The sequence below is a fragment of the Actinomadura rubrobrunea NBRC 15275 genome, assembly GCF_001552235.1.
GTDB lineage: Bacteria > Actinomycetota > Actinomycetes > Streptosporangiales > Streptosporangiaceae > Spirillospora > Spirillospora viridilutea.
Genome location: NZ_BCQU01000096.1, coordinates 1 through 24,430, shown reverse-complemented (window position 1 = coordinate 24,430; position 24,430 = coordinate 1). Strand labels below are relative to the sequence as shown.

General features: G+C 73.1%; 20 protein-coding genes and 1 pseudogene. 13 read left to right on the top strand and 8 right to left on the bottom strand.

What is annotated here, in order from left to right; all coding sequences use genetic code 11:
- The first annotated feature begins 1,015 nt into the window (after positions 1 to 1,015).
- Together AR3_RS24040 and AR3_RS24035 are read left to right on the top strand one after the other, a co-directional pair.
- Complete coding sequence (locus AR3_RS24040; RefSeq protein ID WP_067917079.1) at positions 1,016 to 1,852, top strand: oxygenase MpaB family protein; 837 nt, start codon at positions 1,016 to 1,018, stop codon at positions 1,850 to 1,852.
- Positions 1,853 to 1,873: 21 nt separating this feature from the next.
- On the top strand, positions 1,874 to 2,776 hold the full coding sequence (locus AR3_RS24035) for an oxygenase MpaB family protein (RefSeq protein ID WP_067917076.1): 903 nt from the start codon (positions 1,874 to 1,876) through the stop codon (positions 2,774 to 2,776).
- 429 nt (positions 2,777 to 3,205) lie between these two features.
- On the opposite strand, the gene AR3_RS24030 is transcribed toward AR3_RS24035, so the two are convergent.
- From AR3_RS24030 to AR3_RS24020, 4 genes and pseudogenes are all read right to left on the bottom strand, one after another.
- The gene (locus AR3_RS24030; protein WP_067917074.1) at positions 3,206 to 3,523 is read right to left on the bottom strand and encodes a hypothetical protein; all 318 of its coding nucleotides are present in this window, start codon (positions 3,521 to 3,523) and stop codon (positions 3,206 to 3,208) included.
- Between the two features lie 272 nt (positions 3,524 to 3,795).
- Complete coding sequence (locus tag AR3_RS24025) at positions 3,796 to 4,146, bottom strand: UBP-type zinc finger domain-containing protein (protein ID WP_067917072.1); 351 nt, start codon at positions 4,144 to 4,146, stop codon at positions 3,796 to 3,798.
- A gap of 887 nt (positions 4,147 to 5,033) precedes the next feature.
- Positions 5,034 to 5,355: pseudogene (locus tag AR3_RS29945) on the bottom strand (transposase); the annotation flags it as partial.
- A gap of 334 nt (positions 5,356 to 5,689) precedes the next feature.
- On the bottom strand, positions 5,690 to 6,070 hold the full coding sequence (locus tag AR3_RS24020; RefSeq protein WP_067917070.1) for an STAS domain-containing protein: 381 nt from the start codon (positions 6,068 to 6,070) through the stop codon (positions 5,690 to 5,692).
- Positions 6,071 to 6,394: 324 nt separating this feature from the next.
- Between AR3_RS24020 and AR3_RS24015 the strand changes: the two genes are divergently transcribed.
- Positions 6,395 to 6,889: a nitroreductase family deazaflavin-dependent oxidoreductase gene (locus tag AR3_RS24015; protein ID WP_083951869.1), complete on the top strand. Its 495-nt coding sequence runs from the start codon at positions 6,395 to 6,397 to the stop codon at positions 6,887 to 6,889.
- A 78-nt stretch (positions 6,890 to 6,967) separates the two neighbouring features.
- Positions 6,968 to 7,672: a PIG-L deacetylase family protein gene (locus AR3_RS24010; protein ID WP_067917068.1), complete on the top strand. Its 705-nt coding sequence runs from the start codon at positions 6,968 to 6,970 to the stop codon at positions 7,670 to 7,672.
- Positions 7,673 to 8,689: 1,017 nt separating this feature from the next.
- Here the strand turns inward: AR3_RS24010 and AR3_RS24005 are convergent.
- The gene (locus tag AR3_RS24005; RefSeq protein WP_067917066.1) at positions 8,690 to 11,035 is read right to left on the bottom strand and encodes a glycoside hydrolase family 65 protein; all 2,346 of its coding nucleotides are present in this window, start codon (positions 11,033 to 11,035) and stop codon (positions 8,690 to 8,692) included.
- A gap of 511 nt (positions 11,036 to 11,546) precedes the next feature.
- On the opposite strand from AR3_RS24005, the gene zwf reads away from it, so the two are divergent.
- The 5 genes from zwf (at position 11,547) to AR3_RS29940 (ending at position 16,748) form a co-directional block, all read left to right on the top strand.
- On the top strand, positions 11,547 to 12,947 hold the full coding sequence (gene zwf, locus AR3_RS24000; protein ID WP_067917064.1) for a glucose-6-phosphate dehydrogenase: 1,401 nt from the start codon (positions 11,547 to 11,549) through the stop codon (positions 12,945 to 12,947).
- Positions 12,948 to 13,152: 205 nt separating this feature from the next.
- The gene (gnd, locus tag AR3_RS23995; protein WP_067917062.1) at positions 13,153 to 14,181 is read left to right on the top strand and encodes a phosphogluconate dehydrogenase (NAD(+)-dependent, decarboxylating); all 1,029 of its coding nucleotides are present in this window, start codon (positions 13,153 to 13,155) and stop codon (positions 14,179 to 14,181) included.
- A 200-nt stretch (positions 14,182 to 14,381) separates the two neighbouring features.
- The gene (locus AR3_RS23990) at positions 14,382 to 14,786 is read left to right on the top strand and encodes a hypothetical protein (RefSeq protein WP_146150400.1); all 405 of its coding nucleotides are present in this window, start codon (positions 14,382 to 14,384) and stop codon (positions 14,784 to 14,786) included.
- Between the two features lie 256 nt (positions 14,787 to 15,042).
- Positions 15,043 to 16,290 carry a PP2C family protein-serine/threonine phosphatase gene (locus tag AR3_RS23985; RefSeq protein WP_106259320.1) on the top strand — a complete coding sequence of 416 codons (1,248 nt, stop codon included), beginning with the start codon at positions 15,043 to 15,045 and terminating at the stop codon, positions 16,288 to 16,290.
- A gap of 155 nt (positions 16,291 to 16,445) precedes the next feature.
- Positions 16,446 to 16,748 (top strand): hypothetical protein, encoded by a 303-nt coding sequence (locus AR3_RS29940; protein WP_083951867.1) that lies wholly within the window; start codon positions 16,446 to 16,448, stop codon positions 16,746 to 16,748.
- Positions 16,749 to 16,874: 126 nt separating this feature from the next.
- Here the strand turns inward: AR3_RS29940 and AR3_RS23975 are convergent, their stop codons facing one another.
- Positions 16,875 to 17,591 (bottom strand): DUF429 domain-containing protein, encoded by a 717-nt coding sequence (locus AR3_RS23975; protein WP_227023407.1) that lies wholly within the window; start codon positions 17,589 to 17,591, stop codon positions 16,875 to 16,877.
- 213 nt (positions 17,592 to 17,804) lie between these two features.
- Between AR3_RS23975 and AR3_RS23970 the strand changes: the two genes are divergently transcribed.
- From AR3_RS23970 to AR3_RS23960, 3 genes are all read left to right on the top strand, one after another.
- The gene (locus AR3_RS23970; protein WP_146150399.1) at positions 17,805 to 18,410 is read left to right on the top strand and encodes an Rv1733c family protein; all 606 of its coding nucleotides are present in this window, start codon (positions 17,805 to 17,807) and stop codon (positions 18,408 to 18,410) included.
- Positions 18,411 to 18,621: 211 nt separating this feature from the next.
- Positions 18,622 to 21,297, top strand: coding sequence for a bifunctional acetate--CoA ligase family protein/GNAT family N-acetyltransferase (locus AR3_RS23965; RefSeq protein ID WP_067917083.1), 2,676 nt, complete (start codon positions 18,622 to 18,624; stop codon positions 21,295 to 21,297).
- A 120-nt stretch (positions 21,298 to 21,417) separates the two neighbouring features.
- A complete protein-coding gene (locus AR3_RS23960) occupies positions 21,418 to 21,774 on the top strand; it encodes an STAS domain-containing protein (RefSeq protein WP_169803881.1) in 357 nt (118 codons plus the stop codon).
- 55 nt (positions 21,775 to 21,829) lie between these two features.
- Here the strand turns inward: AR3_RS23960 and AR3_RS23955 are convergent, their stop codons facing one another.
- On the bottom strand, positions 21,830 to 22,246 hold the full coding sequence (locus tag AR3_RS23955; RefSeq protein WP_067917052.1) for an OsmC family protein: 417 nt from the start codon (positions 22,244 to 22,246) through the stop codon (positions 21,830 to 21,832).
- 327 nt (positions 22,247 to 22,573) lie between these two features.
- On the opposite strand from AR3_RS23955, the gene AR3_RS23950 reads away from it, so the two are divergent.
- On the top strand, positions 22,574 to 23,254 hold the full coding sequence (locus AR3_RS23950) for a CBS domain-containing protein (RefSeq protein ID WP_067917050.1): 681 nt from the start codon (positions 22,574 to 22,576) through the stop codon (positions 23,252 to 23,254).
- Positions 23,255 to 23,315: 61 nt separating this feature from the next.
- Here the strand turns inward: AR3_RS23950 and AR3_RS23945 are convergent, their stop codons facing one another.
- Complete coding sequence (locus tag AR3_RS23945) at positions 23,316 to 24,314, bottom strand: zinc-binding alcohol dehydrogenase family protein (RefSeq protein WP_067917081.1); 999 nt, start codon at positions 24,312 to 24,314, stop codon at positions 23,316 to 23,318.
- Positions 24,315 to 24,430 lie beyond the last annotated feature (116 nt).

The following is a 24,430-nucleotide window of genomic DNA, read 5'->3' as shown; positions in this document are numbered from 1 at the left end:
GCGCCCGGCAGGCGATCGAACGCGGCCACGCCGACGACTCCTTCGCCAGCCTCTTCGAAGTGCTCAGCGCCCCGACCGACTGACACCTTTCCCGGTGGCCCGGGGGGCGCGGTGTGCATCCCGGGCCACCACCTTGCAGGAAAAGCGTCCGGCTGTTCGCACCAAGCACTGCTGGTGGCCGCCGCGCTGAGCGCGGTGGTCAGCCCCGCCGCCCAGGGCCAAGGCCGAACACACGATCCTGGACTGCGCCCGCGCCGTGCTCGCCGCGCCCCCTCCCCCGCCGCCCGCCGCGCCGCCGCAGCGCCTCGGCCCGGACCAGTTCGCGCTGCTGCCCCGCCGCGAGCGGCTGTTGGCCGAGGCGGTGCGGCCCTTTCATGAGCGGGCTACCACCGGGTGAGCATGTCCGACATCGGCCGGGCCGCCGGTATCACCGCCTCCAGCGTCTACCCCACTTCGAGAGCAAGAAGGCCTGGTCGGCCTCCCGGATCGCCGCCGCGACCTCGTCGCGCACTCGCGGGTCGGCGGCCGGCCCCGCGAAGTCGGTGTCGGGCAGCCCGTGCGCGGCGGCCCAGACCGGCGTGGCCGAGGGCAGCGCGGCACGCAGAACGTCTTCCGATCAGCGACGGAGGTGCCCCCTCCGCACGCTGCCCGGGAGCCGCGCTTCCTCCTCGTCCGCTCAACGAGCGTGTGCGCCGGTCAGCTCAATGTCGGCTCCCTGTGCTCACACAGCCGGGCGTTCCCTGGTCGGAGCCGCGTGCTGGGTGTGGACGCGCACGGCATTGGCCTAGTGTTCTTCGGCTGCTCGTGGCGAAGTCGACGCCGGGGGTATCGCTAGTAGCGGGGCCCTATCCCGGCCGCGGTAGCCGCGCCTGTCGCCCGGCCGTGGGGTCTGCGGGCGAGCGCGTCACGCAGCCCTGACTCTCCGAACCGAACAAGCCGCCACCTTGACAGCCCTCTTTGGACACCGTTGACTATCTGAAAACGGACGTTTTCAGATGCATGCGGGGACGATGCGATGCCCACACGCACGACCACCGCCGCCGAGACGGTGCCGTTCGACAAGAACGCGATCGTCGGCGCCGGACTGCTCGCCGGCGGCGCCAACGTGATCATGCAGCTGGCCCGGCCCGGCGTCGGCTACGGGGTGCTGGAGAGCCCCGTGGAGAGCGGGCAGCTGCACCGCCACCCGATCAAGCGCGCCCGGACGACCTTCAGCTACCTCGCCGTCGCGATCATGGGGTCCCAGCGGGACAAGACCGCGTACCGCAAGGCGGTGAACAAGGCGCACGCGCAGGTCCGCTCGCGTCCGGACAGCCCCGTGTCCTACAACGCGTTCGATCCGGAGCTGCAGTTGTGGGTGGCGGCCTGTCTCTACCGCGGTTTCGAGGACACCTATCGCGCGTTCATCGGTCCGCTCCCGCCCGACGCGCGGGACCGGTTGTACAAGGCGGGGGCGGCGCTCGGCACCACCCTGCAGGTGCGGCCGGAGGACTGGCCGCCCGACCGCGACGCCTTCGAGGAGTACTGGCGGGAGAACCTGAAGAAGATCTCGATCGACGAGCCGGTGCGGCGCTACCTGACCGACCTCACCGACCTGCGCTTCCTGCCCCGCCCGGTCAGCCTGCTGTTCGGCCCGGTCAATCGGTTCTTCACCATCGGGTTCCTGCCGCCGGAGTTCCGCGAGCAGATGCGGTTCACCTGGACCGCCCGCGACCAGCGGCGCTTCGACCGGGTCATCGCGATCATGCGCATCGTCATCCGCCTTCAGCCGCCGGTGCTGCGGCGGTTCCCCTTCGACCTGCTGCTGTGGGACGTCCGCCGACGCATACGCACCGGCCGCCCCCTGGTGTGACGGCATCTGCGGAGGCACCCCATGACCGCCACCTCGGAAAGCGCGACCGGGCTGGCCGGTGCGCGCGAGCCGGTGCCGTTCCAGCCCGGCTCGCTGCTGTGGGACACCATCGGGCTGCGCACGTCCGTGCTCGCGGCCAACAGCGCGTTCATCCTTCAGGTCATGCACCCGTCGATCGGGACCGTCGTCGACCAGCGGTCGCGCTTCCGCGTCGACCCGGTGGGACGGGCCGTCCGCAGCTTCGCCTCGATGCAGACGTGGGTCTACGGCGGGCAGACGGCGATCGAGGAGGGCCTGCGGCTGCGCGAGATGCACAAGCCGCTCAGCGCCGTCGACGAGGAGGGGCGCACCCATCACGCCCTGTCCGCCGAGCCGTGGGCGTGGGTGCACCTGTCCGGCTACTACGCCTCCGTGACCGCGGCCCGCCGCTTCGGCCCGGCACCGCTGACGGCCGCCGAGGAGCAGCGGCTTTTCGAGGAGTTCATGCAGCTCGGTCGCATCCTGCGGGTGCCCGAGCGCATGCTGCCCGGGTCGATCCCCAAGTACTGGGCGTACTTCGATGACATGGTGGAGAACACCCTGGTGCCGCATCACGTCGCGCACGAGGTGCTGGATCTGATGGAACAGGTGTCGCTCAACACGCCCGCGGTGCTGCGTCCGTTTGCGGCGCCGATCGCTCGGACGGGTGGCCGACTGACCCGCTTCATCACCGTGGGCACCCTGCCGTCCGCGGCGCGCGAGAAGCTCGGACTGTCGTGGAGCCGCGCCGACGAACTGCGCCTGCGCGCGGTCTGCCGGGCGATAGGCGCCGCCACCGCGCGGCTTCCAGAACGTCTGCGCTACATGCCGATCGCGTATCGGGCGCGGCGGGCCGCCCGGGCGCGACATCGTTTCGACGAGGTGCTCGCCAACCGTCCCCTCTGACCGCCGCCGCGCATCATTCGATGCCCGTCGCCTCGGATTCCGCCGTCCGCCGTTTCCGCACGTCAGCAGCGAAGCACGAGCCTGTCACCAGAAGGAAGGCCGACCGCGCCGACGGCGAGGCGGATCGTTCATTGACCGTCGCCTTTGGCGCCAGCGCTGGTGGCGTTGATCGGGGTGGGCCGAGACGTCGTGGCGGCCGCAGTGCGCGACGGCGCAGCCGGCAGCGATGGCGCTGCTCATCGCGGCGGTGCTCTGCGACACGGGCCGGACGGGCCTGTTCATCGCCGTGATGGCGGCGATTGCGGCGGGCCGCGCGTCACCGGATCGGCGCGCGGCCGCGCCTGGCGGGCAGCGGGACGATCACGCCGCGTCGGCCCGCGCGAGGGCGGGCCGACGCGGATCGTGCGCCCGCGAGGTCGCGGGTCCGGATCAGGAATGGTTCGGGTTGTTGGTCGTCGGGATCTCGATGCTGATCGGCAGGTTCCCGCCGGGCAGGACGAGCAGGACGCCCAGGCGGAGGATCTCATCGAAGGCCCAGTACGCCTTCTGCAGGGCCCCCGGCGCCATCTCGAGGGAGAACAGGCCCTCGCGGACGGCGATGAACGGCTCCCAGGCCGTCTCGAAGAGCGTGTCCCACACCGGCTCGCGGGGGATCTTCAGCCAGCCGGCGATCTCGTCGCCGAGGACGTAGCGGGTGAGCGCGCCGAGGATGGGCTTGGTGAGGAGCTGTCCTCGCCGATCGACCACCCCGAGCGGCCTGGCGCCCCTTCCCCCGGGTGTCTCCTTGAGAGCTGTCATCCCCCCACGGCCGTCGCGCAAGAGGGAGCTGGGCTTGCGCCCGAGCCATGCGCAGCCGCGACCATGCGGATCGCGAGATCAGACCACCGTCCTGGGCCCCACCACCGGCGCCCCGATCACTGACCTCGCTAGACGGCGCGGCGCGAGGCGTCGCCATGAGCAACATTTCTTGTGCTCACCCGAGAAATGGCGGTGCTCACCGGGAGCTCGTACGGATGGGTTCATTGACGCAAATGGTCCGCCCAATCCGGCGGCACCCGGTCGGACGGTCCCGGCGCTCCCTGCTCCAATGGACGGTGCGTGGGCGCCGCCAACGCGGGACCGCTCTCGTACATCACTTGCTTGTCGTAATCCCAGAACCATTCCTCGCCCGGTTCGAAGCTGCGCATGAACCGGTGCCCGGTCGCCGCGCTGTGCGCGGTGGCGTGCTGACCGGGCGAGGAGTCGCAGCAGCCGATGTGACCGCACTGCGCGCACCGCCGAAGATGGAACCACCAGCCCGGCGGGTCCGCGGCTTCACATTCGACACAGCCAGAGCCGCTGGGCGGCACCGCGGGGTTGATCCCCTCCATACGGGTCTCCTCACTTCTCGCCGCCGGTTACGACGCGTTGCATCGCCGCCGCCCCGCACGGCGAGATCAATCCGAATCGCTCGCACGAACAGAACGACACCCGTGCGGATTTCCTGACACGCCTTTGGAAAATTCCAGTGACACCGACAACGGCCGACGGTTCGCCGGAATCGTCGCCGCCCTGCGCCGCCGCAGTGCCAGTCCGGCGGAGTCCGCGTCAGCCTGGGCTTCCTCCCAGCCTAACGCTGCGAGATCTGCATGCCGAGATGCCTGGACTGCGGCTCGGCTTCGTTGCCGTAGCTCCGATCCCCCTGCCCGGCGTCTCCCTCGGTCGACACTGGGAGCAGCGCCCAAGACTTCCTGCGCCTCTGCCGACAGGCACGCCGCGCTCGCAGCCCAGCTGGCGTCGACTCCGACCTGCTGGCCCGGCTAGAAACACCGGGAGGGGTCGAGGCTTGCCGTGGCTGTCGACCGCGCCGACGGCTTCTACCGCAAGGCCACCCGGCGGCACCGCCGCATCAGCGCGATGATGACATAGATCTGCCGCCGAGGAGCGACCAGCCGCACCCCAGGTGGAGACCAACCCGGCCCGGCCGACGACCGGCTGCACCTGATCACCACCAACCGCAGGCGATCGTGCCCCTCACGCTTGCAGAGGCTCACGCGGGGCGATGCACGCAGCAGGACACCGGAGGCCTGTTGAGAGATCTCGGCAACACGAAGAGGCCGCGCACACGGCGCTTGCCCGAGGGGTGACTGTCGCCTACGCGCTGTTTATGCACGGACCACGTGGAGCCTGTCACCGAGCAGCGACCAGCCACCTCCGCAGGTGGAGGTCAACGTGGCCGCGGCCGACGGCCAGCTGCGCCTGCGACTTGGAGGCCATCTCATTTGGTCAGGTGGCGGCGGCAGATCAGCGCGGCGGCGATGCCGACGAAGGCCGGGAAGTGCTGGGCTTTGCGTTCGTAGCGGCGGTGCAGGCGGCGGAAGCCGTTGAGCCAGGAGATGGTGCGCTCGATCGTTCAGCGGTGGCGGCCGAGCTGCTGGGAGACTCGACGCCTTTGCGGGCCAGGCGCGGGGCGATGTTCCTGCCGCGGAGCCATCGGCGCAGGTGGTCGTAGTCGTAGCCCTTGTCGCCGTGGAGCTTGGCCCGGCCGGCGTTGGCGGGGGGCCGCGGCGCGAGCGGACCGGCGGAATGCCGCGCACCAGTCCTCAAGGGTCTAGCGTCAGAGATCCCGACAGACAGCGGCGCACTGCACTGGAGGGTGACTGTTGCCTATGCGTTGCCTATGCGGTGCCTATGCGTGGGCAACGCTTGACACGCCGGGTCTGAAGTGCCCGGTGGCACTTACCAGACGGTCGGATGCGTCGCTGCCGATTCACCGCCGTCGCGGCACCGTAGGAGGGCGTTGTCGGCTCCCCCGCCCCTACCAGCCCGCTGTGGGATGGCGAGAAGGCGTGCGCATGCGCTGCGCTGTGGAGCTCCTGGCGTTAAACCATTCGCGCCGCCTTCGCGATGCCACGGCGCGACGTCGCCCGCGGGTCAGGAGACGTCCGGTCCGGTTCGGTCGGGCACGTCGTCGCAGATGCGGAGATGCCGGTCCACCGCGGTGATCTTCAACAGCCTGGCCACCCGCGGATCCGGACGCATCAGCACCAGGTCCCCGCCGGCCGCCTTGGCGTGCTTCCACAGCCGGATGAGGGTGTTGATCCCCGAGGAGTCGCAGAACGTGACGCCGGACATGTCCAGGGCGATGAACGGCTCGGGACGCGACGCGATCAGCTCGCTGATCCGCTCGAACAGTTCCGGGACGGTGGCCAGGTCCAGCTCTCCGCCCACCTGCACGGGCTGCCACGGCCCGGGCCGCCCCACATTGACCGTCAGCCTCGGCCCGGCCGACGGTGTGTCCTGCGCCGCCCCCATCTGGTCCGCCCCCTCTTGACCAGGCTTTGACTGCGCCCCAGTTCCGCCAGTAATGACCGATCAGTCTATCTCGGGTCTGAGCTGCTCGTCCTGTTGAAGTCGAGGGAGGGAGCACCTCCGTCGGCAGGGCGGCCACGACATACCCCGTCTCCGCGCGTTCGGTGTGCGCACCGATGAGAAGCCGCATGCGCGGTGGCAGGCCCGTCCCCTGGAAGTGCCGTCCCGGCATTGGCCGTGCACCGGGGCGAAGCGGCTGAGCGGGACCACCGGACCGGTCAGGAATCAAGAAGCGTCCATGACGGTGCCCCGCCTAGCGTGACTTCCATGAGCCTGGACGTGACCGACCGGAGGCAGCCGATGGCGCAGCAGGTGAGCAGCCGCAAGGGGCGCACGACTCCCGGACCGGTGTCACGGTGGATGCAGCGGAAGATGAACGCTCGGATGATCCGCAAGATCCGACGCGGTCGCGGCACGTTCATGGGCATGGACGTGCTGATCCTGAACACGGTGGGCCGCCGCAGCGGACAGCCGCGGGAAACGCCGGTGTCCTGGTTCGCCGACGGTGAGGACGCCTGGCTGATCGTCGCATCGGGCGGAGGCGACCAGAACCCGGACTGGTACGCGAATCTGATGGCGCACCCTGACCGGGCGTCGATCGAACTGCCCGGCCGCGGCCCCGTTCCGGTGACGCCGCACCGGCTGGACGGCGCCGAGCGCGAGCGGGCATGGCGGCGCATCACCGGCGCCCAGCCCCGCTACGCCAAGTACCAGCGCAAGACGGACCGGGAATACCCGGTGGTGCGCCTCACCCCGCGGTGACGGCAGGCGGCCTCGACGATTTCGGCGCCGCCGCCGCGTCGTCGGCCTCTGGGCAGCGCGTTTCACGACAATGGGCGCATGGAGCCGATACCAGAAGACTGGCAGCGCGCGCTGACAATCGTCGCGCACCCCGACGACCTGGAGTACGGGGCGTCGACCGCCGTCGCCAAGTGGACGTCGCAGGGCAAGACCGTGGTGCAGGTGCTGGCCACGCGCGGCGAGGCGGGCATCGACGCGATGGACCCCGACACGGTGGCCCGCATCCGCTCCGAAGAACAGCTGGAGGCCGCCCGGCTGGTCGGCGTGGACACCGTCGAATTCCTCGACCACCCCGACGGAATGCTCGAGTACGGGCTTGCGCTGCGGCGGGACCTGGCCCGCGCGATCCGCCGCCACCGGCCGGAGGTGGTGATCTCGCTGAACTTCCGCGAGACCTGGCCGGGCGGCCACGGCTTCAACATGGCCGACCACCGGGTGCTGGGCCTGGCGGTCGCCGACGCGGTGCGCGACGCCGCGAACCGGTGGGTGTTCCGCGACCTGGACGAGGAGCCCTGGCGAGGAGTGCGGTTCGCGGCGTTCGCCAGTTCTCCCCGTGAGACGCACTACGTCGACGTCACCGGCCATCTGGAGGCGGGGATCGCGTCCCTGCGGGCGCACAAGATCTACTTCGACAACCTGGACGGCGCGTTCGACCCTGACGCGATGCTCACGGACAGGACACGGGAGGCCGGTCGACGCGTCGGCGTCCCCGAGGCGGTCACGTTCGAGCTGATCGAGCTCTGAACGCGTCAGCGCCCCGCTCAGCAGCCGCGCTCGGGGCAGGTGTGCCGGTATCGGCGCTAAGCGGCCAAGCGGGGGTGTCCGGCCGTCGCCCTGCCGCGCCGCGTCGCGTCCGCCGTCGGCGTTTCCTGACGAAGAGCACCGCCTGTCGCTGCGTCCCTTCGGTGCGATCGAGATCGTCGGCATGCAGGGGGTACACCCATTCGCGCCGCCTGGCCACCCGTTGACCGGGATTGGCAACAGTTCACCGTTGCAATGCGTCCGGGGCTAGCGTGAGCGGTGACGGACAGGTCCCCCGCCAACGTTGAGAGGACCATGATGTCGGCATCCCGCCTTCCCACACCGATTGCACCCCGGTCGCATAGGGCCAGGGTGGACCTGCCGCGTACGGATCGGCCGTCCTGCCGCATCGGAGTCAGCTGGATCCGCCTCGCTCGAGCCGGGCGGCCGTCTGGCCGGATGAGGACGCACCGGCCCTTCCGGACGGCCGTCAGGTAGTCGACGCCTCCCTCACGGAGGCGCCTGGCATGACACACCGCCGCGCAGTGCGGCGGGTTTATGGACGTGCGACGCCGATCGTGCTTCCGGGCGTTGATGGCAGCGATCGTTCACTGCGGGTGAGGCGGCCCGGTGTCATCGACTTCGTGTGCCCGCCCGGAGGGTGAGCGTCATGAAGTCGGCGAGTCCTCTGCGCCGCGCGTTTCCGCCTCGGTGAACGGCCTGGACGTCTGAGTGCGCAGGCAGTGCTCGTCCTGCCCGCATCTTTTGCGGGGAGCCCGGTGCGTGTCGTGTCCCCTGCAGCCCCAGAAGACGTCGATGTTCGCCGGGGATCATCAGCCCCGGTTCTTCGGCTGGTGGACGGGCTCGCTTCGGCGGGGCCGCCCGCCGTCGCGGCGGTCGCCGAGGCGCCGGCCCTGGACGGCGTGGACGCGGCGACCGTCCGTTCATCGAGGCCGTGCGTCTCCGATCCCGAACCTGGCGTCGGCGTGTTCCGGGGCTGCCGTCCGCGGCACGGCACCGTTATGAGCGCCTGCGGGGTTCGCGGCCGCGGGGTTGGCGGATCCGGCAGTCCGGGGCCGTGACGGTCGGTGTCGGCAGGGTGGTGGGCTGGTCGCCGACCAGGAACTGCTCGCCGTGGTGGGTCACGGGCAGCGGCTCGCCTTCCAGGAGGCGGTAGGTCGTGGAATCGCCGGTGATGACGACCTGCAGCCGACGGCCGCGATAGCACAGCCGGAAGGCGAGCCGGGTGATGCCGTCGGGCAGGCGCGGATCGAACCGCAGGCGGCCGTCCGCGGCGCGCATTCCGCCGAGGCCGGTGACCAGCGCCATCCAGGCTCCCGCCAGCGAGGCGATGTGCACGCCGTCCCGGGTGTTCTTCTCCAGGTCGTCCAGGTCCATCAGAGCGGCCTCGCGGAGGTAGGCGTAGGCGAGGTCGAGCCGGCCGATCTCGGCGGCGACCACGGATTGGACGGCCGCGGACAGCGAGGAGTCGCGCACGGTCAGCGCCTCGTAGTAGGCGAAGTCGCGGACCTTCTGGTCGAAGGTGAACGCGTCGCCGCAGACCACCAGGGCCAGGACCAGGTCGGCCTGCTTGACCACCTGCTTCCGGTAGAGCTGGAAATAGGGGTAATGGAGCATCAGCGGATACTGGTCCGGCTCGGTGGCGTCGAAATCGAACATCGCGTGCCGGGTGAACCCCTCACTCTGCGGGTGGACCCCGAGCCGGTCGTCATAGGGCACGACGACGGCGTCGGCGGCCTCGCGCCATGAGGCGACCTCGTCGCCGGTCACCCTGAGGCGCCGGGCCCGGTCCGGATGGCGGTCGGCCGCGTCGGCCGCCGCGCGCAGATTCCGCTGCGCCATCAGGTTCGTGTAGACGTTGTTGTCGGCGAGCGCGCTGTATTCGTCGGGCCCGGTGACGCCGTCGATGCGGAACCGGCCGTGGGCGTCGAGGTGGCCGAGGCTGCGCCACAGCCGGGCGGTCCCCGCGAGCAGCGGCAGGCCGACGTCCCGTTCGAAGTCGACGTCCTCGGTCGCGTCCACGTACCGCTCCACCGCGACCGCGATGTCGGCGTTGATGTGGAACGCGGCGGTGCCGGCCGGCCAGTAGCCCGAGCACTCCTCCCCGTGGATGGTCCGCCACGGGAAGGCGGCCCCGTCCAGCCCCAGCCGCGCGGCGCGGTCCTCGGCCTGCGGCAGGGTGGTCCGCCGCCAGGACAGCGCGTCCGCCGCCGCGCGCGGGTGCGTGTAGGTGAGCACCGGCAGGACGAAGCTCTCGGTGTCCCAGAAGATGTGGCCGTCGTAGCCCGGGCCGGTCAGTCCCTTCGCCGGGATGGGCCGCCGCTCCGTGCGGGCGCCGGCCTGCAGGACGTGGAAGAGCGCGAACCGCACCGCCTGCTGCACCTGCGGATCCCCGTCGATCTCGACGTCCGCCCCGGACCAGAACCGGTCGAGGAACGCGCGCTGCTCTCTGGCCAGTCCGTCCCAGCCGGTCGCGTGCGCGGCGGCCAGCGCCGCCATGACCTGGTCGTGCATGGCGGGCCGCGAACGCGACGCCGACCAGCCGTACGCCAGGAGCTTGACGATGCGCAGGCGCCGCCCGGGCCGCAGCCGGGTCACCACGGTGAGGCGGCTGACGTCGCCCGAGCCGCCGAGTTCGAGGTCGGTGCCGTCCGGGCCGTCCACGTCGTGCCGCATGGCGGCCGCGACGCGCAGACCGCTCTCCCGGGTCCGATGGATCATCACGGCGCAGTCCTGCGCGGCGCTGTTCTCCTCCACGACCAGGGGGGACTCCAGCACGGCGGCCGCCCGCGGGTCGCGGCTCAGCTCGGGCGGCGCCTCGTTGGCGATGAGCTCCGATTGGGCGACGATGCCGACCGGGGCGTCGACGGCCTCGACCTCGTAGCGGATCGCGGCCACGGCCCGCTGCGTGAAGGAGACGAGCCGTTCGGAGGTGACGCGCACCGTGCATCCCGAGGGCGCGGTCCAGTGCGCGCGCCGGGTCAGGGTGCCCGCCCGCAGGTCGAGGACGCGCTCGTGCTCGTGCAGCGTGCCGTAGCGCACCTCGAACGGCTCGTCGTCGACGAGGAGCCGGATCAGCTTGCCGTTGGTGACGTTGACGACCGTCTGCCCGGATTCGGGATATCCGTAGCCCGCCTCGGCGTACGGCAGCGGCCGGTACTCGAACACCGAGTTGAGATAGGTGCCGGGCAGGCCGCACGGCTCGCCCTCGTCCAGATTGCCGCGCAGGCCGATGTGCCCGTTCGACAGCGCGAACACCGACTCCGTCTGCGCGAGCGTCTCCAGGTTCAGACCGCGTTCCCTGACGGTCCACGGCTCGACGGGAAACGCCGGGCTGATGATCATGTCGCCTCCACGGGCTCATCGGATCGCGGATCCGGCACGGCTCGGACCGCTTCGGGCCGTCCCGCCGCGCATGCCATGGGACGTACCGGACATAAGCACAGTCTTCACTCGCGCAGGGCAACGCACCGGAAGGAGGCGGTCAGGGAATGTTGGATCGCCGCCGACGGCTTCGATCAGCGTCTGCGCTCGTCTCGCCCGTGCCGCGCCCATTCGCGTCGGCCGTTCTTCGCCGTCGGTCTCGTCCCGGTTGGAGCACGCCGGAATTGATCGGTAATGCCGTATCCGCACTTTTTCCCGCATTTGCCGGAGAGGCGGCGAGACTGAGTGACATGTCTGTGATGCGGGGTGGACGCCGCGCCGGGCGGAGGCCGCGGAGCCCGGCGTCGTCCGCGCCGCCTCGTGATCGGATGCGGCCCGCGACGCCCGGACGGCGCCGACACGACGGAGGCCGGTGAGCGCGGCGCGGGGATCACGCCCGCCGCGCCCATCGGCGGCCGGGAAGCGAGGGGAGATGGACGCGCCGCAAGGCCGGGCCCTGGTGGTGTACGGCGTCGCCGGGGACCTCGCCAAGAAGAAGATCATCCCTGCCCTGTACCGGCTCGCCGCCCGCGGGGCGCTCGACGTCCCGGTCATCGGGGTGGACCGCGGCGACGTGGACGCCTCCTTTCTGCGCCGCCGCGTCCGCGAGAGCGTCACCGCCGCCTTCGGCAAGGCCGACGACGACGTGGTCGCCTCGCTGACCGCCAGGATGACGCCGGTCGCCGGCGACGTGACCGGCGAGGACGTCTACGCCGAGGTCGCGCGCACTCTCGACGCGGCCGGCGGGGACGGGGTGTTCGCGGTCCACTATCTGGCCGTTCCGCCGTCCCTGTTCGCGCCGATCGCCCGGGGGCTGGGCGCGGCGGGGCTCAACGCCCGGGGCCGTCTGGTGGTCGAGAAGCCGTTCGGGCACGACCTGGCCTCCGCCCGGCGGCTCAACGGCGAACTGCACCGGTACTTCCCCGAGGAGCGACTGCTGCGCGTCGACCACTTCCTCGACAAGGGACCGGTGCAGAACCTGCTGATCTTCCGGTTCGCCAACGGCCTGCTGGAGCCGGTGTGGAACCGCGACCATGTCGCCGCCGTGGAGATCACCATGGCGGAGGCGTTCGACGTGGCCGACCGCGGCGCGTTCTACGACGCGGTGGGCGCCGTCCGCGACGTCGTGCAGAACCACCTGCTGCAAGTGCTGGCGTACGTGGCCATGGATCCGCCGCCCGACGACTCCGCCGAGGCCGAACGCGACGAGAAGCGGCGGCTGATGTGCGCGATCCGCCCGGTCGACCCCGCCGACGTCGTGCGCGGCCAGTACGCCGGGTATCTCGGCACCCCCGGCGTCGCGGCCGGGTCGACCACCGAGACCTACGCGGCGCTGCGGCTGTGGATCGACAACTGGCGCTGGGCCGACGTGCCGTTCCTGATCAGGGCGGGCAAGGCCCTCGCGGCGACCACCACCGAGATCGCCGTCCGGCTCCGCCGGCCGCCCCGGATGCTGTTCCTGTCCGGTGAGACCGGCCGCCCGCCGCCCAACGTCGTGCGGTTCCGCCTGCAGCCCGACGCCGGGGTGACCTTCGACCTGCTCGCCAAGGCCGCGGACGGGTCCGGCGCCGTCCGGAAGGCGCCGGTGTCGGTCGACTTCGCCGCGGGCCCGGACCACGTGGACACCGCCTATGAACGCATCATCACCGACGCGCTGGCCGGGGACCCGCGCCACTTCGCCCGCGAGGACACGGTGGAGGAGGCGTGGCGCGTCGTCGATCCCATCCTGGACGCCAAGACGGCCCCGGAGCCGTACGAGCGGGGCGGATGGGGGCCGTCCGACGCGGACCGCCTCCCCGGCGACGGCTGGATCCCCACGCAGGTGCGCGGGTGAGGCGGCGGGCACCGGCGCGCCGCCGGGCGCTCCGGCTCTGGGACGCCGATCCGGTCATGAGTGAGCCGATCACGCCGTCCGCCGGCACGATCCGCGTCCCGCGGGCGGACGGCCGGGCGGCGGCCGCGGGGGCGCCCCGCCGTCACGGACGACGAGCTCCGCGCCGGGAGGAGGCGCGGACAGGCACTCGCTTCAAGGGGGACCGATGACGACCGACACGCCGATGCAGCTGGGCATGGTGGGGCTCGGCAGGATGGGCGCCAACCTCGTCCGGCGGTTGATGCGCGACGGCCACCGCTGCGTGGTCTACGACATCGACCAGGCGGCGGTGCGCAAGCTCGCCGGCGAGGGCGCGACCGGCGCCAACTCGCTGAACCGCCTCGTGGACGAGCTCGACCGGCCGCGCGCGGTCTGGCTCATGCTGCCCGCCGCGGTCGTGGATCCGACGCTGGACGACCTGGTGCCGCTGCTCGACCCCGACGACGTCGTGATCGACGGCGGGAACTCCTTCTACCAGGACGACATCGCCCGCTCCAAGCGGCTGGCCGAGGCCGGGATCCACTACGTGGACTGCGGCACCTCGGGCGGAGTCTGGGGCCTGGAACGCGGCTACTGCCTCATGATCGGCGGCGACGACGCGGCCGTGGCGCGGCTCGATCCGATCTTCCGCTCCATCGCGCCCGGCAGCGGCCGCGCCGAGCCCACCCCGAGCAGGACGCGGAACGGCACGGCGGCCGAGGGGTACCTGCACTGCGGGCCCAGCGGCGCCGGCCACTTCGTGAAGATGGTCCACAACGGGGTGGAGTACGGGATGATGGGCGCCATCGCGGAGGGCCTGTCGATCATCCGGCACGCCGACGTCGGCAAGCGGGCCCACGCCGCCGACGCGGAGACCGCGCCGCTGCGCACCCCGGAGGCCTACCAGTACGAGATCGACGTCGCCGAGGTCGCCGAGGTGTGGCGGCGCGGTTCGGTGGTCCAGTCGTGGCTGGTGGACCTGGTCGCCGACGCGCTCGCCCGGTCCCCCGGGCTGGAGGCGTTCGAGGGCCGCGTCTCCGACTCCGGCGAAGGGCGCTGGACGGTGGACGCGGCGATCGACGAGGGGGTGCCCGCCCCGGTCATCACCTCGGCGCTCATGGAGCGCTTCGAGTCCCGCGGGCTCGGCCACTTCACCGACGCGGCCCTGTCCGCGATGCGCAGCGAGTTCGGAGGGCACGCGGAGAAGCGGGCGTGACGGGCCGGGGCCGCGCGCGGCGCGGGCCCGGCCGCGCGCTCGGCGCACCGCCACGGGAAACGAGATCGGCGGACCGGATCAGGCAACGACGAGCAACGATTCGATTACGATTCGTGTTTCATCGCCGTGCCGGGCGGGGAGCACCACAACGTGTGCACACGCCACCGGTGAGCGGGAGGAACGCGAGGAGAGCGATGGGCGTGATGGAAGAAGTCCTGCGGCTCCTCGGGCTGACCGGCCACGACGACTCCTCCCCGTCCGGCGACACCCCCCGTCCCACCACGGGTCCGGCGCTGGCGCTGGCCAGGGAGCTGGCCTCGGACCCGCTGGAGCCGGCCGCGGGCCCCGCGGTCGGGCGGCGCCGGCTGGAGCAGACCCTGCGCGGCCTCCCCCACCGCTACCATGACCGGCTCGGCCCCGAGGCGCTGCGGCACGTCGCCGGCGCCGCGGCCGGGGGCCGCTGGGACAAGGCGGTCGACCACCTGGTCATGTCCCTCTACCTGCGGGACGCCCCGCTCACCGCCGCCGAACGCCAGGAGCTGTGCGCCGTGCTCCGGGCGCTGGGCATGCCGACCGACCGGGTCGACGCCCTCCCCTGCCGATGAGGGGCCGACCCGCGCCCGCGCCCGAAGTGATCGGCCGGTCGTCCGCCGGCGGCGGCATGGCGCCGTGGTTGCCGGGCATGAGAGGCTGCGAAGCGTGCAACAGGAGGCGGATGTCCAGGCCCCGGTACGGCCGCCGCCCTCGTCACCGGATGCCGCGCCGCTCCCCGGGCGCCGACCGCCGGGGACGGGGCCCGCCGACGCGCCGCCCCGGCCCATCGCACGGCCCGGCCGTCTCCGTCGGTAGGGACTGAGAGCGATGGCGCCGAATCCCGACGAGCGGCTGCTCGTCGACCTGCTGGACAGCAGCCACGTCATGTCCATGCAGCAGATCCCCGACGTGGTCGGCGAGCTCGCCGCGCGCGCCGGCTACCGCGACGTGCTGATCTACATCACCGACCTGCAGCAGAACGTGCTGCGCCTGCTGACGGGGCGGGACCATGCGGCGCCGCATCCCGGGGACGACCCGCGGGAGATGCGCATCGAGGGCACCGTGGCCGGCCGCGCCTTCCAGAACGTGGCCGTGGTGCGCGCCGCCTCGGGAGACGGCGGATGCGGCGTGTGGTGGGTGCCGATCCTCGAGGGCATCGAACGGGCGGGCGTGCTGAGGGTCACCGTCGACGACGAGCGGGACGTGACGCCCCGCCTGTGGCGCCTCGCCAGCCTGATCGGGCTGATCATGAGCAGCAAGCGCCCCTTCAGCGACACCCACGCGCGGCTGGTGCGCTCGCACCCCATGACGGTCTCCGCCGAACTGCAGTGGCGGCAGATGCCGCCGCGGACCTTCGCCAACGACCGCGTGGTGATCGGCGCGGTTCTGGAACCGGCCTACGATTTGGGGGGCGACGCCTTCGACTACGGCCTGGCCGGCGACGTCGTCCACCTGGCCGTCTTCGACGCGATGGGGCACGACACGACCTCGGGGCTGACCGCCAACCTGGCCGTGGCGACGTGCCGCAACAGCCGCCTGCGCGGCGACGACCTCATCCGCACCGGCGAGGTGATCGACAAGGAGCTGGAGCGGCAGTTCGCCTCCACCAGCTACGTCACCGCGCTGATCGCCGAGCTGGACACGCGCACCGGCCTGCTGTCCTGGACCAACCACGGCCATCCCCCGCCGGTGGTCATCCGCAACGGACGCTGGGTCACCACCCTGAAGTGCCCGCCGGCGGCCCCGCTGGGAACGGGCCTCGGCGGCGGCGCCCAGGTGTGCAAGGAGCAGCTCGAACCCGGCGACCGGATGCTGCTCTACACCGACGGGATCATCGAGGCCCGCGACAGCGGCGGGCAGGAGTTCGGTCTGCAGCGCTTCGTCGACTTCATCATCCGCCGCAACGCCGACGGCCTGCCCGTGCCGGAGACGCTGCGCCGCCTCGTCCGCAGCATCCTCGCCCACCACGTCGGCCGGTTGGACGACGACGCCACGGTGCTGCTGCTGGAATGGCGGGGGCCGACAACCGGCGTTCCCCCAGGGCTGATCCCCGGGCCTCTCCTCGAGGGCGGGTGACCTCGTGGAGGCCCCCGGCGCCGCCGGCGCCGGACGGCGATGAGGACGAGCCGCCCGCCGCGCTGACGCCGGCACGTGCCGCAGCCTTCCTGGTGGGTAGGGAGCCGAGTGGTGGCCACCGCTGCGACCATCCCTGCTCACCGAGGAGGTCGGCCATGACGACAGCGACCGGGCATCGAACGCACGGCGGGCATCCGCACGTCCACGGCGAGGGGTGCGGGCATGTGGCGGTCCCGCACGACGACCATGTGGACTTCCTGCACGACGGGCACTTCCACGTCGTCCACGGAGACCATGTCGACGAGTGCACGGTGATCGGACACATGCCTCATGGGGAGCACCGGCACCAGCATGGGCTCGGCTGCGGCCACGTCGCCGTCCCGCACGACGACCATGTCGACTACCTGCACGACGGGCACCGCCACGCCGCCCACGGAGACCACTGGGACTGCCACTGATCGCCGGTGTCGGGCGGTCGCCGCGGGGCGCGCGCCCGACTCCGCCGCCTGCGTTCCGGCCGGAAGCGTCGCCGTCCCGACGACGGAAGGCCTCAGATCCAGGAAGGCCTTAGATCCAGGGAGGCGTCAGATCCAGATCGCACACGGCAGCCCGTCGGAGAAGACCTGGGGCGGGTCGGGCAGCGACCTGGCCTCTCCCCGGGCGACGCGGCGGGCGGTCCACGCGGCGGCCGCGGCGTCCAGCACGTCGTCGGCCCCGGCCAGGGCTCCGGCGCGGCCGAAGTCGGAGGCGAGCACGATGCCCTGGCGGGCGAGGAGCGCGGCGCGCTGCCGCATGCCGGCCCACGACTTCTTGCCCGCCGGCAGCGCCTCACCGGACAGCGCCCCACCGGACGACGCGGCCATCTCGGCGAAGCAGACCTCGGGGTGCACCTCCACGACCCGCGTCCCGGCCCGATGGACCCACCGGTCCACTTCGAGGATCCTGCTCCGCAGCGCGTAGGCCTGGGCGGACACCCCGGTGCCGGTGATCCGCCGGCTCTTCCTGGTCGCGGCGGCGTGGTCGCCGGCCTCCAACGCGGACCTGACCGGGGTCAGGAAGACCGACTGCCACCGCCGCCCCGCCGCCTCGCGGGCCAGCACGTCGGCCTGACGGGGCCCCGCGTCCGCCAGGCCGATCGGGATGTCGACGGCGATGACGTCCAGCGGCGCCCGCCCGGCGGCCGCGCGGGCCAGGGCGCCGATCTCCGGCGCGTGCCAGGCGGCCGGGCCGTCGTCGTCCAGGACGACGCCGATCCACCCCGTCCTGCACGCGTCCACGCCCATCACCCGACCGTCGCACACGACTCCATGATGCGACCCCGCGGTCCGGGCAGCGCGACCCCGGTGGGGCCCGACGGCGGCGCGAGGCGGCGACGGCCCCGTGCGCTCCGGCGGGCCGACAGGGCTGTTGGTCCCCACAGGACCAGGGTCTTTGGTCTGTCAGGGCAGAGGACAAAGGCTCTCCCGGCCCGTCCCACGCGCTCTTAGCGTCGGTGGAGAGCGGAGGGAGGAATCATGCGACGATCACGCCCGGTGGGCGCGGGCGTCCGTCTGCGCTGGTTCGTCCGCAGGCTCGGATTCGGCCGCAGCGAGCTGCGCCGTCCCGTGGACCGTGTGCAACGCGCCGTCGGCATGGCGCTCGTCGCGGTGTTCCTCGCGCTCGCGGTGCCGCTGGCGGCCTGGGCGGCGGACCGCGCCTACCGGGCGGGGCTGCGCGCCGAGGCCGCCGCGAAGGCCGGCCGGTATCCGGTCGTCGCGACGATCACCCAGCGTCCGGCGGACACGGCCGCCACCTCCGGCGACCACTCGCCGCCCACGGTGTGGGCGCGCTGGCGGGCCCCGGACGGCACCGCCCGCGCCGGGGAGATCCCCGCGTGGCCGTCCGCCGGCAAGGACGGCACACGGCGCATCTGGGTCGACGCCAAAGGGAACGTCGTCCCCCGGCCGCCGCGGCGAGGACAGGTGATCACGCAGTCGGTGCTGACCGCCTGCTGGGTCGTCGTCGGCCTGGGGACCCTGCTGACCGTCGTCTACCTGGTGACCCGGCGCGAGTGCGACCGCCGCCGCGCGGCGTCGTGGGACCGGGCGTGGGAGCGGCTCGACCGCCGCTGCGCCGGTTGACCCGCGCCCGCCGCACGGCGCCGATTCCACCGCCGCACCGATTCCGACCCGGGACCGCGGAGAACTCAGGCGGCCGCGGACACAGGCTGATCCGCGGCCTCATCGGGGACCTTCGCCCCTGCCGCCGCGTCCTCGCCCCTGATGTCGTAGGGCCGGCAGTGACTCGCGGTCCCGGGCGTCCGGACCGCCCTTCGCCCCCTGGAGGCAGATGATGTCGGCTCCCATCACCGACGCCGGTGAGCACGCGCTGCTGCGCGACGGCGCGATGGTGCACATCCGGCCGCTGGCGCGGTCGGACCGCACGGCGCTGCACGCCCTGGTCGACCGGCTGTCCGAGCAGTCGGCCTACCTGCGGTTCTTCACCGCGGGCACCCGCACGCCGCACGCCTACATCGACCGGGTCACCGGCGCCGACTGGCCGGGGCACGCCCTGGTGGCCTTCCAGGGCGGGCAGGCGGTGGGCCTCGCGGAGATGATCCCCGACAAGGGCGGCGCCACCGCGGAGATCGGGATCCTGGTCGACGACCGGATGCACGGGCGGGGCCTCGGCACCCTGCTGCTGGAGCATCTGGCGGCCGACGCGTCCGCCCGGGGCATCACCGAGTTCACCGCCACGGTGCTGCAGGAGAACCGGGCGATGCTGGAGCTGCTCACCACGGCCGGATTCCAGACGCGGCAGCGGTTCGCCGGCCGCGAGTACGAGATCCGCGTGCCGCTGGAGTTCACCGGCGAGCTCATCGCCGCGATCGAGGCGCGCGAGCGCACCGCCGGCGCGGCGTCGCTCGGCCGGGTGCTGCGGCCGTGGTCGGTGGCGGTCATCGGAGCCGGCCGCGACCCGCGGACCGTGGGCCACCGCATCCTGCGCAACCTGCTGGACGGCGGATACCGCGGCGCCGTCTACCCGGTCAACCCGCACACCGACTCCATCCTCGGGGTCCCCGCGTACCCCACCGTGTCGGAGATCCCCGGCGGGGTGTGCCTGGCGGTCGTGGCGACGCCCGCGTCGTCGGTGCTCAAAGTGGCGCGCCACTGCGCCGAACAGGGGGTGCAGGCGCTGGTCGTGGTGTCCGCCGGGTTCGCCGAGACGGGCGAGGAGGGCGCCCGCCGGGAGGCCGAGCTGCTGGCGATCTGCCGCGAGTCGGGCATGCGCCTGGTGGGCCCCAACTGCCTGGGCGTCGTGAACACCGCCGAGAACCTGAACGCCAGTTTCCTGCCCGCCATGCCGGCGCGCGGACGGCTGGCGGTGATGTCGCAGTCCGGGGCGGTCGGGGTGGCGCTGCTCGAGCAGGCCGGCGCGACCGGGCTGGGCGTGTCCAGCTTCGTGTCCGTCGGCAACAAGGCCGACATCAGCGGCAACGACCTGCTGCAGTACTGGGAGGACGACCCCACCACGTCGGTCATCGCGATGTACCTGGAGTCGTTCGGCAACCCGCGCAAGTTCGCCGCCCTGGCGCGCCGGATCGGCGCCCGCAAGCCGATCGTGGTGCTCAAGAGCGGCCGCTCGGCCGCCGGGGGCCGCGCCGTGCGGTCGCACACCGCCGCCGCGGCCACGTCCGACATCGCCGTCGACGCGCTCCTGCGCCGCGCCGGAGTGGTGCGCGTGGAGACCGTGCGGGACATGCTCGACACCGCCCGCCTGCTGGCGCACCAGCCGCTGCCGCGCGGCCGGCGCGTCGCCGTCGTCGGCAACTCCGGCGGGCCCGGCGTGCTGGCCGCCGACGCCTGCGCGACGCACGGCCTGGAGGTCCCCGAGCTGGCCGAGGCCACCCGCCGCGCGCTGCGCGAGACGCTCGGCCCGGCCGCGGCGGTCGCCAACCCGGTGGACCTGACCGCCGACGGCGGCGCCGAGCGGCTCGCCGAGGCGCTGCGGACGGTGCTGCGCGACCCGGGCGTCGACGCGGTCATCGCCGTCTACACCCCGCCGTTCGGCTCCGGCGCCGCGGCCTCCAAGGCGGCGATCGCCGCCGCGGCGCGAGACGCCGACAAGCCGGTGCTGGCCTGCGTCGTCGGCGAGGACTCCTTGATCGACGACGGGTCCGTCCAGGTGCCCGCCTACGCCTACCCCGAGCAGGCGGTCACGGCGCTGCGCCACGCGGTGGACCAGGCCGAGTGGCGGCGGCGGCCCGCGCCCCCGGCGGCCGCGCCGCCCGGCGTCCGGCCGGAGCAGGTGCGGGGCCTCGTCGAGGCGGAGCTGCGCCTCGCCCCGGAGGGCCGCTGGCTGGACCCGGAGACGGCGCGGCGGCTGCTGGGCGGCTACGGCATCGCCGTGGCCGAGACGATCGGCGTGGACGGCCCGGAGAGCGCCGTCGAGGCCGCCGCCGCGACCGGCTACCCGGTCGCGCTCAAGGCGGTCGGCCCGGCCCTGGTGCACAAGAGCGACGTCGGCGGCGTCCGGCTCGACCTGCGCACGCCCGAGCAGGTCCGGGACGCCTACCGCGCCATGGCCGCGTCCCTCGGCGAGGCGATGACCGGCGCCGTCGTCCAGCGCATGGCCGGCGAGGGCGTCGAGATCATCATCGGCGCGGTGGAGGACCCCCGGTTCGGCCCGCTGGTCATGGTCGGCATGGGCGGGACCGCCGCCGACCTGCTCGGCGACCGGGTGTTCCGCGCGGCGCCGCTGGCCGACGGCGAGGCCGCCGAGATGATCCGTTCGCTGCGCTGCGCCCCGCTGCTGTTCGGCTACCGCGGCCGCCCGCCGGCGGCGGTGTCCGCCCTGGAGGACCAGGTCGCCCGGGTCGCCCGGCTGGTCGCCGACAACCCGGAGATCGCCGAGCTGGACCTCAACCCGGTGATCGTCACGCCGCGCGGCGCGGCCGCCGTCGACGTGCGCGTCCGCCTGGCCCCTCCCCCGCCGGTCCCGTCGCCGCTCGGCCGCGCCCTCGGCTGACCAACGGCGGGACCGGCGGGGCCTTTGGCCTCTAAGAGACCCCGGGCGGGGCGTGAAGCATGGAGACATAACGCGACGGCCGCATCCGTGCGGACGAACGACGGGGAGAGGGTGACGGCAGTGAACCGCCCATCTGTGGAGCACCGGCCCTGGCTGGAGACGTCGCTCACGTTCCTCCCCGATGAGACGAGGCTGCTGAGCGTGGCGGGAGAGCTCGACATCGCCACCGCGGACTTCTTCCGCCGCAGACTGCTCGCCGCGCTGCACCTCGACCGTCCGCGGGTCGTGGTCGACGCCGGGCGGCTCGACTTCTGCGACGGCCGGGGACTGGACGCGCTGACGGCCGCCGGCGATCTCGCCGAGGCGCTCGGCGGTCGCGTCACGATCGTCAACCCTCGCCCGCAGCTGGCCAAGCTGCTGCAGATCACCGGACTGAGCCGCCGGTTCGCGGCGGCGGCCGCCGCCCCGTCCGGCTGACCGGCCGGGGGCGGGAGCGGGCCCCGGATCCCGGGTCCGGCGGCCGGACGCCGTCTCAGGCGGGTTGGCCCTGCGCGCTTTCGACGCCCACCGTGATGCTCGGAACCTCCAGGAGCGAGTTGCGCACCGTGCAGCGCTCGACGGCCTCCCGCAGCGCCGCCGCGGACGCCTCCGGCAGGCCCAGCGGCGGGCGCACGGCCAGGTCGATGCGCGCCACCCGCGGCCGCGCTCCGGCGTGCATGATGAAGCGCGCCCTGACCTCCAGGCCGTCCGCGGGCAGCCCCCTGTCCCGCAGATGGCGCCGCCCGTGGTGGGCGGCGCAGGCGGCCAGGCTCGCCACGAACAGCTCGACCGGCGTCGGACCGTCGTCCACGCCGCCCGGCCCGAACGGCTGGTCCACGCAGATCACGTGTCCGCGGACCAGGACGGCGAACGCCTCGTCGGCACGGTGGATCACAGTGATGTCGTTCATGGCGCCCCCTCCGGTGACCGTCGATATCCCCAGGGTTTCCCCTGGTGAGGCGGTATCCGAAGGGCCGAAGGTCCCGCGCGCCCGAGGCGGTCGGCGGTCTCGGCGCCGCCCGGGGCGGGCGGCAAGCATTTCGTCATGCGCGGCGCCTCCGGCGCGTGGCGGTGCGTCCTGGGGGCACGTCCCCGACGAGGGCGTCCGCGGACGAGACGGTGACCGTTCGAGCAGCAGAGCAGGGCCACGACCGCTCGGGGGAGTTCACGCGCATCCCGGCGCCCCGCCACGACCCGGCCGACGACGGCCCCGCCCCGTGACGACCAAGGAGGCGCCATGCGACGAAGCAAGGTCGAGGACGTGATGACCAAGGAGGTCGTCACCGTCGCCGAGGACACGCCCTTCATCGAGATCGTGGAGGCGATGGCCGAGCATCGCATCCACGCGGTCCCGGTGGTCGGCGAGGACGGCCGCGTGACGGGCATCGTCACCGACGCCGATCTGCTGCGCAAACAGGAGTACAAGGACGCCGAGGGCCCCCGGACGCTGCTGCGGCTGCTGCGGAGCCGCGGCGCGCAGGCCAAGGCCGGCGCCGTGGACGCCCGCGGGCTGATGAGCAGCCCCGTCGTCACGGTGTCCCGGGACGCCTCGATCGCCGAGGCCGCCCGGGCACTGGCCCGGCACCGGTACAAGCAGGCCCCGGTCGTGGACGCCGACGGCCGCCTGGCCGGCATCGTCACCAGGGCCGACCTGCTGCGCGGCTTCCTGCGCTCCGACGACGAGATCCGCGACGAGATCATCCAGGAGGTCCTGGTGAACCGGCTCTGGCAGGACCCCGCCTCGGTGGCCGTGCGCGTCCAGGAGGGCGTGGTCCAGCTGACCGGACGAGTCGAGCGGCGCAGCATGATCCCGGTGCTGGTGCGGTTGGCCGCCGCCACGGAAGGGGTGGTGGACGTCCAGGAGCTGCTGTACTACAAGCACGACGACACCATCCCCGAGTCCTACCGCCGGGTCTGAGCGCGGCGGGACGGCGGCGCCGTCGGAGGCCGGGAGGAGCGGCGCGGCCGCGCCGGGCCGGTCAGCCCACGACCAGGACGGCGGCGCCCTCGACGCGGTCGGCGGCCAGGTCCGCCAGGGCCCGGTCGGCGTCGGACAGCTCGTAGGGCGCGCTCGCCACGCGCAGCGGCAGGCGCGCCGCCAGCCGCAGGAACTCCTCCCCGTCCGCCCTGGTGTTGGCGGTGACCGACCGGACCTGCCGCTCCTGGAACAGGTGCCGCTGGTAGTCGAGCGCCGGCACGTCCGACAGGTGGATGCCGGCGAGCGCCAGGGTCCCCCCGCGGTCCAGCCGCTCCAGGGCGACCGGGACGAGCTCTCCGGCGGGGGCGAACACGATCGCCGAGTCCAGCGGTTCCGGCGCGGGGTCGAACGAGTCGCCCGCGGACGCGGCGCCCAGCTCCTTGGCCAGGCTGCGGGCCGCGGGCGCGCGGGTGAAGACGTGCACGGTGGCGCCCTCGGCCATCGCGACCTGGACGGCCAGGTGCGCGGACCCGCCGAAGCCCCACACTCCCAGCCGTCCGCCCGGCGGCAGCGCGGCGCGGCGCAGCGCCCGGTAGCCGATGATGCCCGCGCACAGCAGCGGCGCCACCTCCAGGTCGGTCCGGCCGGCGGGCACGTCGTAGACGTAGGCGTCGCGGGCGATCGTGTACTCGGCGTACCCGCCGTGGGCGTCCCAGCCGGTGTAGGTCGAGGACGGGCACAGGTTCTCGGCGCCGCGGCGGCAGTACCGGCACGCGCCGCAGGTGCCGCGCAGCCACGCCACGCCGACCCGGTCGCCGGGCCCGTGGCGGCAGCCGGGCCCGGCCGCGACGACGTCGCCGACGATCTCATGCCCCGGAGTGACGCCCGGCAGGTGGACGGGCAGGTCGCCCTCGGCGACGTGCAGGTCCGTCCGGCACACCCCGCAGGCCCGGACCCGCACCACGAGGTCGCCGTCGCCGGGCTCGGGGACGTCCCGCTCGACCCGCCGCAGCGGACGGGTCTCGAGCGGTCCGGGCTCTTGCACGCTCCATGCCAGCATCACGGCCTCCTTCCGGCGCCGGAGCATCCGGTTCCGGCTATGCGCGCTGGAGGGTCATGAGCCCTCCGGCCACGGGTACGCGCCATACCACGGCGGTGCCGCCCGACGGGCGAGTC